The sequence below is a fragment of the Streptomyces sp. NPDC053541 genome (genome assembly GCF_044544705.1).
Classification (GTDB): Bacteria; Actinomycetota; Actinomycetes; order Streptomycetales; family Streptomycetaceae; genus Streptomyces.
Map to the genome: position 1 here is coordinate 362004 of NZ_JBITXM010000012.1, position 15240 is coordinate 377243.

14 protein-coding genes and 1 other RNA gene are annotated in these 15240 nt (G+C 76.0%); 9 read left to right on the forward strand and 6 right to left on the reverse strand.

Translation table 11 applies throughout. The features are described from left to right. Window positions 1-618: 618 nt before the first annotated feature. On the forward strand, window positions 619-1464 hold the full coding sequence (locus ACIGW2_RS30350; RefSeq protein ID WP_399847134.1) for a GNAT family N-acetyltransferase: 846 nt from the start codon (window positions 619-621) through the stop codon (window positions 1462-1464). A gap of 141 nt (window positions 1465-1605) precedes the next feature. Continuing rightward, on the forward strand, window positions 1606-2868 hold the full coding sequence (locus ACIGW2_RS30355) for a YhgE/Pip domain-containing protein (protein ID WP_399847135.1): 1263 nt from the start codon (window positions 1606-1608) through the stop codon (window positions 2866-2868). A gap of 60 nt (window positions 2869-2928) precedes the next feature. Here ACIGW2_RS30355 and eda read toward each other — a convergent pair whose 3' ends face one another. Then, window positions 2929-3558 (reverse strand): bifunctional 4-hydroxy-2-oxoglutarate aldolase/2-dehydro-3-deoxy-phosphogluconate aldolase, encoded by a 630-nt coding sequence (gene eda, locus ACIGW2_RS30360; RefSeq protein WP_399847137.1) that lies wholly within the window; start codon window positions 3556-3558, stop codon window positions 2929-2931. 96 nt (window positions 3559-3654) lie between these two features. Continuing rightward, on the reverse strand, window positions 3655-4422 hold the full coding sequence (gene yaaA, locus ACIGW2_RS30365; protein WP_399847138.1) for a peroxide stress protein YaaA: 768 nt from the start codon (window positions 4420-4422) through the stop codon (window positions 3655-3657). A gap of 400 nt (window positions 4423-4822) precedes the next feature. Here yaaA and ACIGW2_RS30370 point away from each other — a divergent pair, with 400 nt between their 5' ends. Continuing rightward, on the forward strand, window positions 4823-6307 hold the full coding sequence (locus ACIGW2_RS30370; RefSeq protein WP_399847140.1) for an RNB domain-containing ribonuclease: 1485 nt from the start codon (window positions 4823-4825) through the stop codon (window positions 6305-6307). Here ACIGW2_RS30370 and ACIGW2_RS30375 read toward each other — a convergent pair. Both ACIGW2_RS30375 and ACIGW2_RS30380 read right to left on the reverse strand, forming a co-directional pair. Continuing rightward, the gene (locus ACIGW2_RS30375; protein WP_399847142.1) at window positions 6252-7097 is read right to left on the reverse strand and encodes a hypothetical protein; all 846 of its coding nucleotides are present in this window, start codon (window positions 7095-7097) and stop codon (window positions 6252-6254) included. The genes ACIGW2_RS30370 and ACIGW2_RS30375 overlap by 56 nt on opposite strands. Then, complete coding sequence (locus ACIGW2_RS30380) at window positions 7094-7843, reverse strand: MerR family transcriptional regulator (protein ID WP_399847143.1); 750 nt, start codon at window positions 7841-7843, stop codon at window positions 7094-7096. Before ACIGW2_RS30380 ends, ACIGW2_RS30375 begins: the two co-directional genes overlap by 4 nt. A 104-nt stretch (window positions 7844-7947) precedes the next feature. Here ACIGW2_RS30380 and rnpB point away from each other — a divergent pair. Continuing rightward, an RNA gene (gene rnpB / locus ACIGW2_RS30385) (RNase P RNA component class A) lies at window positions 7948-8346 on the forward strand. A gap of 50 nt (window positions 8347-8396) precedes the next feature. Here rnpB and ACIGW2_RS30390 read toward each other — a convergent pair. Further along, window positions 8397-8711: a MazG-like family protein gene (locus ACIGW2_RS30390; protein WP_399847144.1), complete on the reverse strand. Its 315-nt coding sequence runs from the start codon at window positions 8709-8711 to the stop codon at window positions 8397-8399. A 40-nt stretch (window positions 8712-8751) separates the two neighbouring features. Here ACIGW2_RS30390 and ACIGW2_RS30395 point away from each other — a divergent pair, with 40 nt between their 5' ends. Next, on the forward strand, window positions 8752-9705 hold the full coding sequence (locus ACIGW2_RS30395; RefSeq protein ID WP_399847145.1) for a hypothetical protein: 954 nt from the start codon (window positions 8752-8754) through the stop codon (window positions 9703-9705). 53 nt (window positions 9706-9758) lie between these two features. Next, a complete protein-coding gene (locus tag ACIGW2_RS30400) occupies window positions 9759-10088 on the forward strand; it encodes a nuclear transport factor 2 family protein (protein WP_399847146.1) in 330 nt (109 codons plus the stop codon). Between the two features lie 95 nt (window positions 10089-10183). Here the strand turns inward: ACIGW2_RS30400 and ACIGW2_RS30405 are convergent, their stop codons facing one another. Further along, the gene (locus tag ACIGW2_RS30405) at window positions 10184-10963 is read right to left on the reverse strand and encodes an SDR family oxidoreductase (RefSeq protein ID WP_399847148.1); all 780 of its coding nucleotides are present in this window, start codon (window positions 10961-10963) and stop codon (window positions 10184-10186) included. 102 nt (window positions 10964-11065) lie between these two features. Here ACIGW2_RS30405 and ACIGW2_RS30410 point away from each other — a divergent pair, with 102 nt between their 5' ends. From ACIGW2_RS30410 to ACIGW2_RS30420, 3 genes are all read left to right on the forward strand, one after another. Continuing rightward, the gene (locus ACIGW2_RS30410) at window positions 11066-12712 is read left to right on the forward strand and encodes an alkaline phosphatase D family protein (protein WP_399847150.1); all 1647 of its coding nucleotides are present in this window, start codon (window positions 11066-11068) and stop codon (window positions 12710-12712) included. A gap of 62 nt (window positions 12713-12774) precedes the next feature. After that, a complete protein-coding gene (locus ACIGW2_RS30415) occupies window positions 12775-14112 on the forward strand; it encodes a multidrug effflux MFS transporter (protein WP_399847151.1) in 1338 nt (445 codons plus the stop codon). Between the two features lie 9 nt (window positions 14113-14121). After that, on the forward strand, window positions 14122-15102 hold the full coding sequence (locus ACIGW2_RS30420; protein WP_399847153.1) for a small ribosomal subunit Rsm22 family protein: 981 nt from the start codon (window positions 14122-14124) through the stop codon (window positions 15100-15102). The last annotated feature ends 138 nt before the right edge of the window (window positions 15103-15240 follow it).

Below are 15240 nucleotides of genomic sequence, written 5' to 3' on the forward strand. Positions count from 1 at the left end.
GCCGCTGGGGATGCGGGCGGCAGCCCGGCCGGGCCCCCTGGCCGGTTCGCCCGGGCGGCGGCGCCGGCGGTGGCCGCCAGGCCCCCTGGGGGTGCAGACGGACGGCAGCCCGCCGGGGCTGCGATCACCGGGCCTGCGACCGCCGTGCCGGTCCCGCCCGGGCGGCGCCGATGGTGGCTGCCGGGCTCTGCGGGTACGCGGGTCCGGGCTTCGGTGGCAGCCCGGGGGGCCTGCTGGCACTGGGGCGGTGCGCCCGGGCGGCGCCGATGGTGGCCCGTGGGCGCCAGGCCGGGCCCTACGGCTCGGGCGGCAGCCAGGCCGGGCCCCCTGCGACCACCGGGCCGGTTCGCCCGGGTGGCGCCGATGGCGGTCGCCGGGCCCTGGGGGTACGGGGGTGCGGTCCGCCCTGCGTGCGGGCGATCGCCCGCCGGGTCCCGGGGCCACCCGGGTCCGGTCTGCCCTACGGCTCGGGCGGCAGCCCGGCCGGGCCCCTGCGGCCCCGGGGCCGGTCCGTCCCGCGCGCGGGCGACCGCCCGCCGGGCCCGGCGGCCACCCGGCCCGCCCGTCCGGCCCGCAAATGCGCTGGACGTGCGACGCCGGCCGTACCAACATCGCCGCATGAGCTGGCACTTCACCGCCGAGTCGGCGGCCCTTCCGGAGAGCGCGCGGGTCTTCGTGGCCGCCGAGTCGGCGCGGAACACCGGGCTTCTCACGCTGCTCGACGCCCCCGGCACCACCCGCGGTTGGTGGACCGACGAGGGCGGGGCGGTCGCCGGGGCCTGTCTGCTCGTGGAGGGGCCCGGGATGCTGATGCTGGGGGTGATGCCGGACGACGGTGCGCGCGCCCTGCCGGCCGAACTGCCGCGGGCCCTGCCCGGCGGTGGGCGCGAGGTGCGGGAGGCGCGGGGCGAGGCCGCCTCCGTCGAGGCCTTCGCCGCGCCGTTCGCCGCCGCCACCGGCCGGACGGCCCGCACCTCGCTGCGGCTGCGCCTGTTCCGGCTCGGCGAGCTCACCGAACTCCGCCCCGCGCCGCGCGGCACCGCCCGGGTCGCCGGCCCCGGGGACGTACCCCTGCTCCTGACCTGGCTGCGCGCCTACGCCGGGGACGTCGGGGAGGACCCCGACGCCGACTACTCCGCCCAGGTCGAGGCGCTGGTCCGCGAGGGCCGGCTGCGCCTGTGGGAGGCGGACGGCGGGCCCGTCGCCATGGCGAGCTTCTCCCGGCCGGCCGCCGGCCAGTCCCGCGTCTCGCTGGTCTACACACCGCCCGGCCACCGGGCCCGCGGCTACGCCGGCGCCGTCACCGCCGAGGTCAGCCGCGCGGCCCGCGCGGCCGGTGCCGAGCAGGTGCTGCTCTTCACCGACCGGGCGAACCCCACCAGCAACGCCCTCTACCAGCGCCTCGGCTATCGGCCGATCGGCGACCACACGCGGGTGGCGTTCCGGGCGGCGGGCGGGGACTGAGCGTCACGCGGGCGAGGACTGAGCGCCACGCGGGCGAGGACTGAGCGCCACGCGGGCGGGCCGCGCCGCGGGTCAATGCGGGGCCGGGGGCGTTCGTCCACCGACCATGGGTCGGACAAACCGCCCTGAAAGGGGAGAACCATGGCCCCCGCGAGCCCCCTGCGCGCCGGCGCGCTCGTCCGCAACCCCAAGCTCTGGCTCGTACCGACCGTGCTCAGCGCCCTCGTCTCCACGGTCATCGCCCTACTCTACATGGGCGGCATCCTGAGCCCCTCCGACGACCTGCACCGGCTGCCGATCGCCGTCGTCGACGAGGACCGGGGCCCGCTCGGCAAGGAGATCACCGGCTCGCTCGCCCGGGCCGGGCGCCCCGGCAGCATCGACTGGCGGATCGTCGGCCGGGCGGAGGCCGAGGACCAGCTGGCCTCGGGGAAGGTGTACGGCGCGCTGTTCGTACCGCCCGGCTTCAGCGCCGACGCCCAGGCCCTGACGACCCGCCGGGCCACCGCCCGGCCGACCCTGACCGTGCTGACCAATCCCGGCGTCGGCAGCCTCGGCTCCTCCATGGCCGCCCAGATCAACCAGGGTGTCGCGCAGCGCGCCTCCGCGACGATCGGACAGCGGCTCGCCGCCTCCGCCCCGGACCCGACGACGAAACTGCTGCTCGCCGACCCGGTCGAGGTCACCACCCGGGTGGGGCATCCCATCGGCCGGCACAGCGGACTCGGCCTCACCGCCTTCTACTACACCCTGCTCCTCGTCCTCGGCGGCTTCATCGGCGGCAACCTCATCAACACCGCCGTCGACACCGCCCTCGGCTACGCGGACAGCGAGATCGGGCCCTGGCACACCCGCCACCGCACCGTGCCGATCGACCGCACCCAGACCCTGCTCCTGAAGATGGTGATGACGGCCGGGATCGCGCTGCTGACGACCTCGCTCCTGATGATCGCCACGATCGGCGTCCTCGGCATGGACGCGAGCCACCTGCCGCTGCTGTGGGTCTTCTCGTACTGCGCCACGGTGGCCGTCGGCCTCGGTGTCCAGGCCATCAACGCGGCCTTCGGCGGCATCGGACAGGTGGTGTCGATGTTCGTCTTCATCGCGCTCGCGCTGCCGTCCTCGGGGGCCACCATCCCGCTCCAGGCCACCCCGTCCTTCTACCGCTTCCTCGCGGTCTTCGAGCCGATGCGGCAGCTCACCGACGGCGTCCGCGCCATCCTCTACTTCGACGCGCGCGCCGACGCGGGACTGGCCCGCGCCTGGGCGATGATCGCGATCGGCGTCCTCGGCGCGCTGCTCTTCGGCTTCGCCATGACGCACTACTACGACCGCCGGGGCCTGGCCCGCTTCACCCCGCAGCCCGAACCGCCGCGCCCGGCCGTCGCCGCCGAGACGGCCTGACCCCCGAGAGGGGCCCCACCGGTCCGCGGGCGGAACCCGGAACGACGACGGAGTTGCGCCTCAGCCCGCCGCCAGGGCCGCCGCCTCGCGGGCCAGCGCCTCGACCCGCGCCCAGTCGCGGGTCGCGAGGGCGTCGGCGGGCAGCATCCAGGTGCCGCCGACGCACGCCACGTTGGGCAGGGAGAGATAGGCGGGGGCCGTGGCGAGCGAGATGCCGCCGGTCGGGCAGAAGCGCGCCCGGGGGAGCGGACCGGCGAGGGAACCGAGGTAGGGGACGCCGCCGGCCGCCTGGGCCGGGAAGAACTTCATGTCGGTCACCCCCTGTTCGAGCAGCGCCACGACCTCCGAGGCCGTCGACACGCCCGGCAGGAACGGCAGGCCCGAGCCGCGCATCGCGTCCAGCAGCCCCCCGGTCCAGCCGGGGCTGACCAGGAAGCGGGCGCCGGCGCCGGCCGCGTTCGCGACGGCGGCGGCCGAGACGACCGTGCCCGCGCCCACCACCGCCTCAGGCACCTCCTGGCCGATCGCCCGGATCGCGTCGAGCGCGGCCGGGGTGCGCAGGGTGACCTCGATCAGCGGAAGGCCGCCGGCCACCAGCGCGCGGGCCAGCGGCACCGCGTCGGCGGCGTCCTCGATCACCACGACCGGGACGACGGGGGCGGCGGGGGCAAGGTCGAGCACGCTCGTCATGCGCCCCATCCTGCCGACGGCAAGCGAAGCGCGCAACGAGCGTTGCGCATGTTGCAACGTGCCCTGTTCTGATGTGCCCCGCTCCGGAGCGGGAGCTCAGTGGATCTCGTCGACGAGGACGTCCAGGGCCCCGGGCTTCCCGCTCTCCTCCACCACGTACCCGAGGTCCCGCAGCGCCGTCACCAGCTCCGGCACCCCGGCCGGTGCCGCGCCCGCCTCCAGGAGGCTGCGCACGATGCGGCCCTTCGTCGCCTTGTTGAAGTGGCTGACGACCTTCCGGGTCGGCGCGTGCAGCACCCGCACCGTCGCCGTCCGCGCCGCCACCTCGCCCTTCGGCTTCCACGCCGCCGCGTACGCCGAGGAGCGCAGGTCCAGGACCAGCCCGTCGCCCGCCGCCTCCGGCAGCACCGAGGTCATCGCCCCGCGCCAGTGCGCGCCGAGCGCGCCGAGGCGCGGCAGCTTCACCCCCATCGAGCAGCGGTACGAGGGAATCCGGTCGGTCACCCGCACCGCGCCCCACAGCCCGGAGAAGACCAGCAGCGAGCGCCCGGCGCGCCGCCGGGCGGCCGCGTCGAGCGTGGCCAGGCCGAGCGCGTCGTACAGCACGCCGGTGTAGATCTCCCCGGCGGGCCGCGCCCCGGCCGTCCGCAGCTCGGCGTTCTTGGCGACCTCGCCGCGCAGCCCCTCGCTGAGCCCGAGCACCTCCCGCGCCTTCTCCTCGTCGGCCACGCACAGCTCGACCAGCTCGTCGAGCACCGCCGCCCGCGCGTCCGCGAGCCCCGGCAGCGACAGCCCCTCCGGCTTGAGCGGCGCCCCGCGCCCCGAGGAGGCCTTTCCTTCGGAGGGCGGCAACAGGACGAGCACGGCGGTTCTCCTTCGTACGTACGGGGGGTGGGGATGCGGCCCCAGGGCCCCAGCGTACGAGGTGCGGGCCCCGGCCCCGGCCCGCGCGGCCCCGGCTCCGTACGTCCGTACGGCGGGGCGGGGCGCGCCCCTGTGCGTCCGTACGGCGGGGCCCGGGCCCCGAGGCCGGCCCGCCGGACCGGGCGCACCGGGCCGCGCCCCGCCCTCGAAGGCCGACCGCCCTCGAAGGCCGACCGCCCTCGAAGGCCGACCGCCCTCGAAGGCCGACCGCCTTCGAAGGCCGTCGGCCCACGAAGTCAACGCCCCAAAGTCCAACGCCCCAAAGTCCAACGCCCCGAAGTCCAACGCCCTCCGCCCCGTACGACGTGCCGGGCCCCGGCGTCCGCCCTAGGCTCGGGCCATGCCCCGCCGCCACATTCGCGTGACCGGCGCCGCGGAGGCCCCGCTGCGGGCCGCGCTGCGCGCACTCCGGACCGAGCTCGGGGTCCCGGACGGCTTCCCCGCCGACGTGCTCGCCGAGGCGGAGGCCGCGGCCAAGGCGCCCCGGCTGCCCGGGCACGACGCCACCGACCTGCCGATGTTCACCATCGACCCGCCGACCTCCACCGACCTCGACCAGGCCATGCACCTGGCGCGGCGGGCCGGCGGCGGCTACCGCGTGCACTACGCCATCGCCGACGTCGCCGCCTTCGTCACCCCGGGCGGCGCGCTCGACGCCGAGGCGCACCGCCGGGTCCTGACCCTCTACTTCCCCGACGGCAAGGTCCCGCTCCACCCGCCCGTGCTCTCCGAGGGCGCCGCCAGCCTGCTGCCCGACGAGCCGCGCCCCGCCCTGCTCTGGCGGATCGACCTCGACGCCGACGGGCGGCGGGTGGCCACCGACGTGCGCCGGGCGCTCGTCCGCAGCCGGGCCAAGCTCGACTACGCGGGGGTGCAGCGCCGGATCGACGACGGCACCGCCGAGGAACCCCTCGCCCTGCTCCGCGAGATCGGCACCCTGCGCGAGCGCCTGGAGCGCGAACGCGGCGGGATCTCCCTCAACGTCCCCGAGCAGGAGATCGTCGAACACGGCCCCGGCCCCGGCCCCGGCGACGGTGACGGTGACGGCGCCGACCAGGACTACGAGCTCGCCTACCGCGCCCCGCTGCCCGCCGACGGCTGGAACGCGCAGATCTCGCTGCTCACCGGCATGGCCGCCGCCGACCTGATGACCGCGGCCGGCACCGGCATCCTGCGCACCCTGCCGACCGCCCCGGACGGCGCCGTCGCCCGGCTGCGCCGCTCCGCGCGGGCGCTCGGCGTGGACTGGCCGCACCACGTCTCGTACGCGGACGTGGTCCGCTCCCTCGACCCGCGCGAGCCGCGGCACGCCGCCTTCCTGGAGGAGTGCACGACCCTGCTGCGCGGCGCCGGCTACACCGTCTTCACCGACGGCGAGGTGCCGACGCCCGCCGTGCACGCGGCGGTCGCCGACGAGTACACACACTGCACCGCGCCGCTGCGGCGGCTCGTCGACCGGTACGCCGGGGAGCTGTGCGTGGCGGCGGTGGCCGGGCAGGAGCCGCCGGAGTGGGTACGGGCGGCGCTGCCGGCCCTGCCTGACGAGATGGCGGCGGGCGCGCGCCGGGCCGGCACGGTCGAGCGGGAGAGCATCGACGTGGTGGAGGCGGCCCTGCTCAGCGGCCGGATCGGCGAGCTCTTCGACGCGTACGTGATCGACGTGAAGGAGCGCGAACCGGCCGTCGGCACCGTGCACCTGGAGCGGCCCGCGGTGGTCGCCCGGGTCGAGGGCGGCACGGCGCCGCTGCCGCTGGGCGAGTGGCTGCGGGTCAGGCTGACCCAGGCGGACCCGGGACGGGCGAAGGTGCTGTTCGCGCCCGCGTGAGGGCGGCCAGGGCCTCGGTGAGCGCGGCGTGCAGGGCGCGCGGGTCGTCGGCGTGCAGCCGGAGGACCCGTACGGGCCGGGCGGCGCCCAGCAGCCGGGGCGCGTTCACCGGCCGGTCGAGCTCCACGGTGAGCGAGGTGCGGGAGCCGACGGCGAGGTTCAGCTCGCCGTCCTTCTTCTCGTGCGTGAACAGCGACTCCTGCCGCACGGCGGCGATCCGCTCCAGCGGGACGCGCACGTCGACGTGCCCGGCCTGCCGGACCCGGAGCGCGTCGGCGGTCAGCAGGTGCGGGCGGGTCGCGGAGGCGGCGTGCAGGCCGAGCACGAACAGCACGGTGTAGACGTCGAGGACGAGGACGACGGCGTGGACCGCCGGCCAGGCGGCGAGCAGGTACGACATGCCGACGGTCTCGACGACGCAGACGAACGCGAAGCCGTACATCAGGGCCGCCTGGTCCCGGGCGTGCGGGAACGCGGCCACCGTCTCCGGCCCGCCCCGGTCCGGGCGGCGGGCCGCCCAGCGCCCGAGGCTCGCGAGCAGCCGCAGCTCGTGCGCGACCAGCCGCAGCGCCGGCTCCGGCACGAGCGCGTGCAGGGCCTCCCGGGCGGTCAGCCCGCGGCGCCGCAGCCGGAGGAAGGCGAGGCCGTTCGCGAGCAGCAGCAGGGCGACGGCGGCCTCGGCGCCGGCCAGGACCGGCGGAGGAACGCGTATCCCGGCGACGAGGAGGACGGCGAGCACCAGCTCGGCCGGCAGCAGCGCGTACGCGAGGCAGGTCCGGGCGCGCTTCATGCCGCACGCTCCGCCGCCAGCCGCAGGGCCAGGCGTACGGCGGCGGCCTGGGCCGGCGCGAGGTCGCCGAAGAACGTCTCGGCGAGCCCGCCGTCGGGCACCTCCACGGCGAGCCCGTCCGGCAGCACCCGGGCCAGCGCGGCGGCGGCCTCGGCGACCCTGGGGTCGTCGGGCGCGGCGTCGGCGAGGGCGTCCAGCCGGGCGTAGAGCGCGGGCGCGTGCGGGGCGGCCCCGCGCATCAGCTCCAGGAGCCGGTCGCGCTCCGCCTCGGGCACGACGGTGTCCAGGAGGGTGAGGATCTCCCGGTCCTTGGCGGCCATGGGCGACCCGGCGGCCGCGCCGGCCCCCGGGTCGTGCCCCAGGTCGGCGAGCAGCCCGGCGAGCTGCGGCGACACCGGCCCCTCGGCCCCCAGCCGCCCCTCCCGGGCCTGCGCCAGCAGCTCCGCGAGCCGCTCCCGCCGCTCCCGGATCACCCGCTCCTGCCGGCCCAGGTCCGCGTCCAGCTCCTCCAGCACCTCCACCAGCTCCCGCCCCTCGTCGTCCGCGAGCACGTCCGCGACCTCGTCGAGCCCCAGCCCCAGCTCGGCCAGCCGCCTGATCCGCGCCAGCAGCACGGCGTCCCGCAGCCCGTACTCCCGGTATCCGTTGGGCCGCCGCGCGGGCTCGGGCAGCAGCCCCGTCCGGTGGTAGTGCCGCACGGCCCGCGGGGTCACCCCGACGAGCGCGGCGATCTCGCCGATTCGCATGCGTCCAGTAGAAACCTTGACGCTGCGACAAGGTCAAGGCGCACGGTCGAGGTCACGAGGTCGGGCGCGGGCGCCGCGCCAGGTAGCATGGTCGGCACGGCAGACGAGCCGGGCGGACGGCCGCGTGGGGATCCTCGGATCCTCCCGAGGAACGTCCGGGCTCCACAGGGCGAGGTGGTGGCTAACGGCCACCCGGGGTGACCCGCGGGACAGTGCCACAGAAAGCAGACCGCCGGGGACCTCGGTCCTCGGTAAGGGTGAAACGGTGGTGTAAGAGACCACCAGCGCCTGAGGCGACTCAGGCGGCTCGGTAAACCCCACCCGGAGCAAGGTCAAAAGGGGACACCCCGGTGTCCCTGCGCGGACGTTCGAGGGCTGCCCGCCCGAGTCCGCGGGTAGACCGCACGAGGCCGGCGGCAACGCCGGTCCTAGATGGATGGCCGTCACCCCGACGACCGCGAGGTCCCGGGGCACAGAACCCGGCGTACAGCCCGACTCGTCTGCCCCTCGACGAAGCCCCCGCTCCGGCGGGGGCTTGGTCGTGCCCGGGTCGCTACCCCAACGACCGCCCCGCCACCCGCTCCACGTGCCCCTCGAAGACCTCGCGGGCGTCCGGGGTGAGGGTGCGGAGGGCCACCATGGCCGTGATGATGACGTCGCAGAGTTCGGCCTCGACGTCCTGCCAGGTGTGGGTCGTGCCCTTGCGGGGGTTCTGGCCCGTGGCGCCGATGACCGCCTGGGCCGTTTCGCCGATCTCCTCGGAGAGTTTGAGGACCCGCAGCAGCACCTCCTCGTGGGGCGAGAGCTTCTGATGGGTCGTGAGCCAGGCGTGCAGGCGGGTGATGGTGGTCCAGGTGTCCTCGGTCATGGCGGGCAGCCTGCCAGGTGGGCGACGGTAGGGTGCGCGGATGGGGTTCAGGGGTGGGCGGTTCGCGCGGGTGGTCGGGGAGTTCGAGGCGGCCGTGCGGGGCGACGCCGCGGCCTTGCCCCTCGCCTTCGACGTGCTGCTGGCCGCCTCCCGGCAGGCTTCGGACGCCGAACTGCGGGCCGCCGCGCCCCGGCTCGCCGCCCTGCTGCCGCGGCTCGGGCAGGGGCCCGACAGCACGGTGGCCGGGCTGGTCGCGGCCGGGGTGGAGCGCGGTGCCGATGCCGCCGGCTGTGCGCCGCCGGTCCTGGAGCGGGTGCGGGTGGCCTTCGAGGAGGCCGCCGTGCTCGTCGAGGGGTGGGCCGCCGAGGGGCGCGACGAACCGAGCCTCGCGGACTACGACACGTACGGCTACGGCCCCGTCGTCGCCTGGCGCGCGCTCCCGCGCTTCGAGGCCGCCGCCCTGGTGCTGCTGCGGTACCCCGCCGTGCGCCGCGCCCTGGGCGGGGCCGGGCGGGCGGCGCACCTCGCGGCCGTCGCGCGGTGCGGCGCGCGGTTCCGGCGGCTGGGCCACGCCTTCGCCGTCCTCGACGACGAGCCGGTGCTCGCCGTCCACCGCCCCACCGGCGCCCGGTTCGCGCTGCGCGCCTCCGGGCTCGGCGACAACTTCCAGCTGCACACCCTGCTCGCCCACGCCCTGATCGGCGGCGGGCACCTGCCCGGCCAGGCCCCGTCCCGTACCGCCGTCGCCTGCTGCCGGGACCGTGACGGGGCCGCGCCCTTCACCGAGGCCTTCGCCCTGGCCGCCGCCGACGGCTCGCGGGTCAGGAATCGGGACCGGCTCGCGGACGTGCCCGTGGCCGGCGGGGCCCGGCTGATCGTCCTCGACGAGGTCCCCCGTCCCCGCACCTGGAAGGTGCGCCGGCTGCTCCCCGGCACCGCCGGCGAGCTGGTCCTCGAAGGGGTCCTCGACGGCGTCCTGCCGCCGGAGGGCTGAACCCCCGGCCCCGGTTCCGCCGCGGGCGGCGCCGGGCGGTGTACCGCTGGGGCATGACGATTCCCGTGGAGCGGCTCGCCGACCCCGTCGTGCGTGCCTTCGTGACCGCCCTCAACGCCAACGACAGGGACGCCTTCTTCGGCGTCCTCACCCCCGACGCGAGCATGTCCGACGACGGCACCGAGCGGAACCTGCGCGACTGGACCGAGCGGGAGGTGTTCTCCTCGCACGGGCGCATGGAGGTCGAGGACGAGAACGACGGCGGCCGCAGCCTCGTCGCCACCTACACCAACGACACCTGGGGTTCCATGCGCACCGCCTGGCGCTTCACGGTGGAGGGGGACAAGGTCGCCCGCTTCGAGACCGGGCAGGCCACCCCGTGACCACCCCATGACACCTTGACCAGCCCCTGAGAGCGCCGACCCGCGCACCCGCCGGGCGGGGCCGATCGCCCCGCCCCGGTGACCCGGGGCCGCCCTCAGCCCCGCCCGATGTACGGCATGGCCGTCGCCATCACGGTCGCGAACTGCACGTTCGCCTCCAGCGGCAGCGACGCCATGTGCACCACCGTCGCCGCCACGTCCGCCGCGTCCATCACCGGCTCCACCGCCAGCTCGCCGTTGGCCTGCAGGATCCCGGTCCGCATCCGCTCCGTCATCTCCGTGGCCGCGTTGCCGATGTCGAGCTGACCGCAGGCGATCCGGTACGGACGCCCGTCGAGCGACAGCGACTTCGTCAGGCCCGTCATCGCGTGCTTGGTCGCCGTGTACGCGATCGAGTGCGGGCGCGGCACGTGCGCGGAGATCGACCCGTTGTTGATGATCCGGCCGCCCTGCGGCGCCTGCTCCTTCATGGCGCGGAAAGCGGCCTGCGCGCACAGGAACGCGCCCGTCAGGTTGACGTCCACGACCGAGCGCCAGGTCTCCGGGTCCAGGTCCTCGACCGGCACCCCGCCGCCCGCGAACGTACCCGCGTTGTTGAAGAGCAGGTCGACCCGGCCCCACCGGTCCCGTACCGCCCCGAAGAGCGCCGTGACCTGCTCGGCGGAGGTCACGTCCGTCGGGACGCACAGCGCCCCGTCCGGGTCCGGGAAGGCCGCGGCCGTCTCCGCCAGCGGCTCCGCCCGGCGGCCCGCGAGCGCCACCGACCAGCCCGCCGCCGCGAGCGCCCGCGCCACGGCGCGCCCGATGCCCGAACCCGCTCCCGTCACCACTGCGATGCTCATGAGCGCGCAGCGTACGGCAGACGCGTGCCCCATGAACTCATCCGTCCGACACGTGGATGTTCTGTACCCGACAACGTGAGGTCGTCCCCACCCCCTCGAATACCCGACGGACAACCACCGTCTGGGGAGGGGTACATGACTCGCACACCGGCCCGTGCCGACGCCTACGCACACGAACTGCGCGCCGTCGCCCGGCACATGGGACGCCGCCGGTTCCTCACCACCACCGGCGCCGCCGCCGCGCTCGCCTTCGCCGTCAACCTGCCCTCCGCCGGCACGGCCGCCGCCGAGGAGCTCGACGGCCGCCGGATCACCGAGGACCCGTTCACCCTCGGGGTGGCCTCCGGCGACCCGCTGCCCGGCTCCGCCCTGCTGTGGACCCGGCTCGCGCCCCGCCCGTACGAGACCGGCGGCGGCCTGCCCGCCGGCACCCGGGCCACCGTCACCTGGGAGCTCGCCCACGACGAGCGCTTCCGGCACGGGCTGCGGCGCGGCACGGCCGTCGCCCACCCCGAGTTCGACCACAGCGTGCACGTCGAGGTCGACGGCCTCGCGCCCGGCCGCGACTACTTCTACCGCTTCCTCGTCGGCGACTGGAGCAGCCCCGTCGGCCGCACCCGCACCGCGCCCGCCCCCGGCGCCCGCCCCGAGCGCCTCCGGCTCGCCGCCGTGTCCTGCCAGGCCTACCACGACGGCTACTTCACGGCCTACCGCCACCTCGCCGACGAGGACCTGGACGTCGTCTTCCACCTCGGCGACTACCTCTACGAGTACGCCGTCAACGCCACCGGCGGAGCCCGCGCCTACACCGACCGCCGGCTGCCGGACGTCTTCAACCGGGAGACCCTCACCCTGGAGGACTACCGGCTGCGCTACGCCCTCTACAAGTCCGACCCGGACCTGCGGGCCGCGCACGCCGCCCACCCCTTCGCCGTCACCTGGGACGACCACGAGACCGAGAACAACTACGCCGGCGACACCCCCGAGAACTTCGTGCCGCCCGAGGAGTTCCTGATCCGCCGGGCCGCCGCCTACCGCGCCTACTGGGAGAACCAGCCGCTGCGCCGCCCCCAGCGGCCCACCGGCCCCGACATGCGGCTCTACCGGCGGCTGCGCTTCGGACGGCTCGCCCAGTTCGACATCCTCGACACCCGCCAGTACCGCTCCGACCAGGCCTACGGCGACGGCTGGCAGACCCCCGGGCCCGCGTCGGAGGACCCGGCGCGCACCATGACCGGCGCCACCCAGGAGAGGTGGCTGCTCGACGGCTGGCGGGACTCGCGCGCCACCTGGAACGTCGTGCCCCAGCAGGTCGTCCTCTGCGAGCGCCGCAACGTGCCCACCCCCGCGTACAAGCTCTCCATGGACTCCTGGGACGGCTACCCCGCCTCCCGGCAGCGGATCCTCGACGGGGCGGCCGCGGCCGGCGTCGAGAACCTGATGGTGCTCACCGGCGACGTGCACGTCGCCTACGGCCTCGACATCAAGGAGGACTTCCGCGACCCGTCCTCCCGGACCGTCGGCACCGAACTCGTCACCACCTCCATCAGCAGCGGGAAGAACGGCTCCGAGCGCCCCGCCAACTACGACAACCTCACCCGGGCCAACCCGCACCTGCGGTTCTACGACGGGCGCCGCGGCTACCTCACGGTCACGCTCGGCGCCGACAGCGCCCGCGCCGACTTCCGCACGGTCTCCGCCGTCACCACCCCCGGCGCGCCGGTCAGCACCGCCGCCTCCTTCGTGACCGAGGCCGGCAGGCCCGGCCTCCAGCCCGCCTGACCCGCCTCGTCGCCGCCTGATCCACGTAATCTAGGACGGGTTTCAACGAAACGGAGCAGTCGATGGCGGAGAGCGCCCGGGCCACCACCCCGGCCGAAGAGCACATAGCCGGGGCACCCGCGGTGCCCTCCGCCCGCCGGGCCGGGCTGCTCGTCACCCTGGTCCTCGGCGGGCTCACCGCCCTCCCGCCGCTCTCCATGGACATGTACCTGCCGGCCCTGCCGCAGGTCACCGGCGCGCTGCACGCCCCCGCCGCCACCGTCCAGCTCACCCTGACCGGCTGCCTGGCCGGCATGGCCCTCGGCCAGCTCGTCGTCGGCCCCATGAGCGACAAGTGGGGCCGGCGGCGCCCGCTGCTCATCGGCATGACCGTCTACGTCCTCGCCACCGCCGTCTGCGCGCTCGCCCCGTCCGCCGCCCTGCTCATCGCCTTCCGGCTGCTCCAGGGCCTGGCCGGCGCCGCCGGCATCGTGATCGCCCGGGCCGTGGTCCGCGACCTCTACGACGGCGTCGAGATGGCCCGCTTCTTCTCCACCCTCATGCTGATCTCCGGGGTCGCCCCGGTCGTCGCCCCGCTCATCGGCGGCCAGATCCTGCGGATCACCGACTGGCGCGGCGTCTTCCACGTCCTCACCGCCGTCGGCCTCGTCCTCACCCTCGTCGTCTGGCGCTTCCTCCACGAGACCCTGCCGCCGGACCGGCGCCACACCGGCGGCGTCGGCGAGGCCCTGCGCACCATGCGCGGACTGCTCGCCGACCGCGTCTTCACCGGCTACATGCTGGCCGGCGGCCTCGCCTTCGCCGCCCTCTTCGCCTACATCAGCGCCTCCCCGTTCGTCGTGCAGGAGATCTACGGCGCCTCCCCGCAGACCTTCAGCCTGCTCTTCGGGCTCAACTCGGTCGGGCTGGTCGCCGTCGGCCAGATCAACGGCAAGCTGCTCGTCGGCCGGGTCAGCCTCGACAAGGCGCTCGGCTGGGGCCTCGGCACCATCCTGCTCGCCGCGGCCGCGCTGCTCGTCATGACCAGCGGCGTCCTCGGCGACCCCGGACTGCCCGCCGTGGCCGCCGGGCTCTTCGTGCTCATGTCGGCGATGGGCCTCGCCATGCCCAACACCAACGCCCAGGCCCTCATGCGCACCCCGCACGCCGCCGGCTCCGCCTCCGCGCTGCTCGGCACCTCCTCCTTCCTCATCGGCGCCGTCGCCTCCCCGCTCGTCGGCATCGCCGGCGAGACCACCGCCGTGCCGATGGCCGTCGTCCAGGTCGGCTGCGCCGTCGCCGCGCTCGGCTGCTTCCTACTGCTGTGCCGCCCCTGGCGGCAGGCCGGCCGGCGGGCGCCGGCGGACACGGGAGAGGCGAACCCGGCGGACGGGGGAAGGGCGACCCCGGCGGACGCCTAAAATGTCTCGGTGAACGCCTCCCACCCCTCCGCCGACACCCTGCGCGCCTCCCTCGGCGCCGTCCTCGACGGGCTGCCGCCGCGCCAGGCCGCGCAGGCCGTCGAGCGGCTGATCGCCAACTACCGGGGGGCCACCCCGACCCACACCCCGGTGCTGCGCGACCGCTCCGACGTCGCCGCCTACGCCGCGTACCGGATGCCCGCCACCTTCGAGGCGGTACGGGCCGCGCTGTACGCCCTCGCGGACGCCGCGCCCGACTGGGCGCCCGCCACCCACACCGACGTCGGCGGCGGCACCGGCGCCGCGAGCTGGGCGGTCGCCGAGGTCTGGGACGGCGCCGCCCGCACCACCGTCCTGGACTGGGCCGAGCCGGCCCTCGCGCTCGGCGAGGAGCTGGCCCGGGGCGTCTTCGAGGCCGAGTGGCGCCGCGAGCGCGTCGGCACGGCGCTGCGGCTGCCCGAGAGCGACCTGGTGACCGTCTCGTACGTGCTCAACGAGCTCACCGAGGCCGACCGCACCGCGCTGGTCACCGAGGCCGCGCGCGCCGCCCGGGCCGTGGTGATCGTCGAGCCGGGCACTCCCGACGGCTACGAGCGGATCATCGCCGCCCGCACCCTGCTCGTCGAGGCCGGCCTCACCGTCGCCGCGCCCTGCCCGCACAGCGGCGCCTGCCCGATCGCGCCCGGCGCCGACTGGTGCCACTTCGCGGCCCGGGTCAGCCGCTCCTCCCTGCACCGCAAGGTGAAGGGCGGCTCGCTGCCGTACGAGGACGAGAAGTTCGCGTACGTCGCCGCCGCCCGCTTCCCGGTCGCCCCGGCCGTCGCCCGGGTCACCCGCAAGCCGCAGATCCGCAAGGGCCAGGTGCTGCTCGACCTCTGCGGGCCCGACGGGCTGGCCCGCGAGACCGTCACCAAGCGGCACGGCGCGCTCTACAAGGAGGCCAGGGACGCCGAGTGGGGCGACCCCTGGCCCCCGGAGGAGACGGCCTAGGCCCTGTCCGGAAAGTTTCGCCTGGCTCGCGGCGCCTGGCACGCACTCCCCCGTAGCCCTGCGGGCACGGGAGGTGCCCCCACGCCGCGTTGTCGTCGGTCGCCATGGCAAGCCATGTCTCCGCCCCCTCGGCCTGGC

Bases quoted from the DNA above. Each gene is read 5' to 3' on its own strand.
- ACIGW2_RS30350 (WP_399847134.1), top strand. From the start codon at position 619: ATGAGCTGGCACTTCACCGCCGAGTCGGCGGCCCTTCCGGAGAGCGCG.
- ACIGW2_RS30355 (WP_399847135.1), top strand. From the start codon at position 1,606: ATGGCCCCCGCGAGCCCCCTGCGCGCCGGCGCGCTCGTCCGCAACCCC.
- eda (WP_399847137.1), bottom strand. From the start codon at position 3,558: ATGACGAGCGTGCTCGACCTTGCCCCCGCCGCCCCCGTCGTCCCGGTC.
- ACIGW2_RS30370 (WP_399847140.1), top strand. From the start codon at position 4,823: ATGCCCCGCCGCCACATTCGCGTGACCGGCGCCGCGGAGGCCCCGCTG.
- ACIGW2_RS30375 (WP_399847142.1), bottom strand. From the start codon at position 7,097: ATGAAGCGCGCCCGGACCTGCCTCGCGTACGCGCTGCTGCCGGCCGAG.
- ACIGW2_RS30380 (WP_399847143.1), bottom strand. From the start codon at position 7,843: ATGCGAATCGGCGAGATCGCCGCGCTCGTCGGGGTGACCCCGCGGGCC.
- ACIGW2_RS30390 (WP_399847144.1), bottom strand. From the start codon at position 8,711: ATGACCGAGGACACCTGGACCACCATCACCCGCCTGCACGCCTGGCTC.
- ACIGW2_RS30395 (WP_399847145.1), top strand. From the start codon at position 8,752: ATGGGGTTCAGGGGTGGGCGGTTCGCGCGGGTGGTCGGGGAGTTCGAG.
- ACIGW2_RS30400 (WP_399847146.1), top strand. From the start codon at position 9,759: ATGACGATTCCCGTGGAGCGGCTCGCCGACCCCGTCGTGCGTGCCTTC.
- ACIGW2_RS30405 (WP_399847148.1), bottom strand. From the start codon at position 10,963: ATGGGGCACGCGTCTGCCGTACGCTGCGCGCTCATGAGCATCGCAGTG.
- ACIGW2_RS30410 (WP_399847150.1), top strand. From the start codon at position 11,066: ATGACTCGCACACCGGCCCGTGCCGACGCCTACGCACACGAACTGCGC.
- ACIGW2_RS30415 (WP_399847151.1), top strand. From the start codon at position 12,775: ATGGCGGAGAGCGCCCGGGCCACCACCCCGGCCGAAGAGCACATAGCC.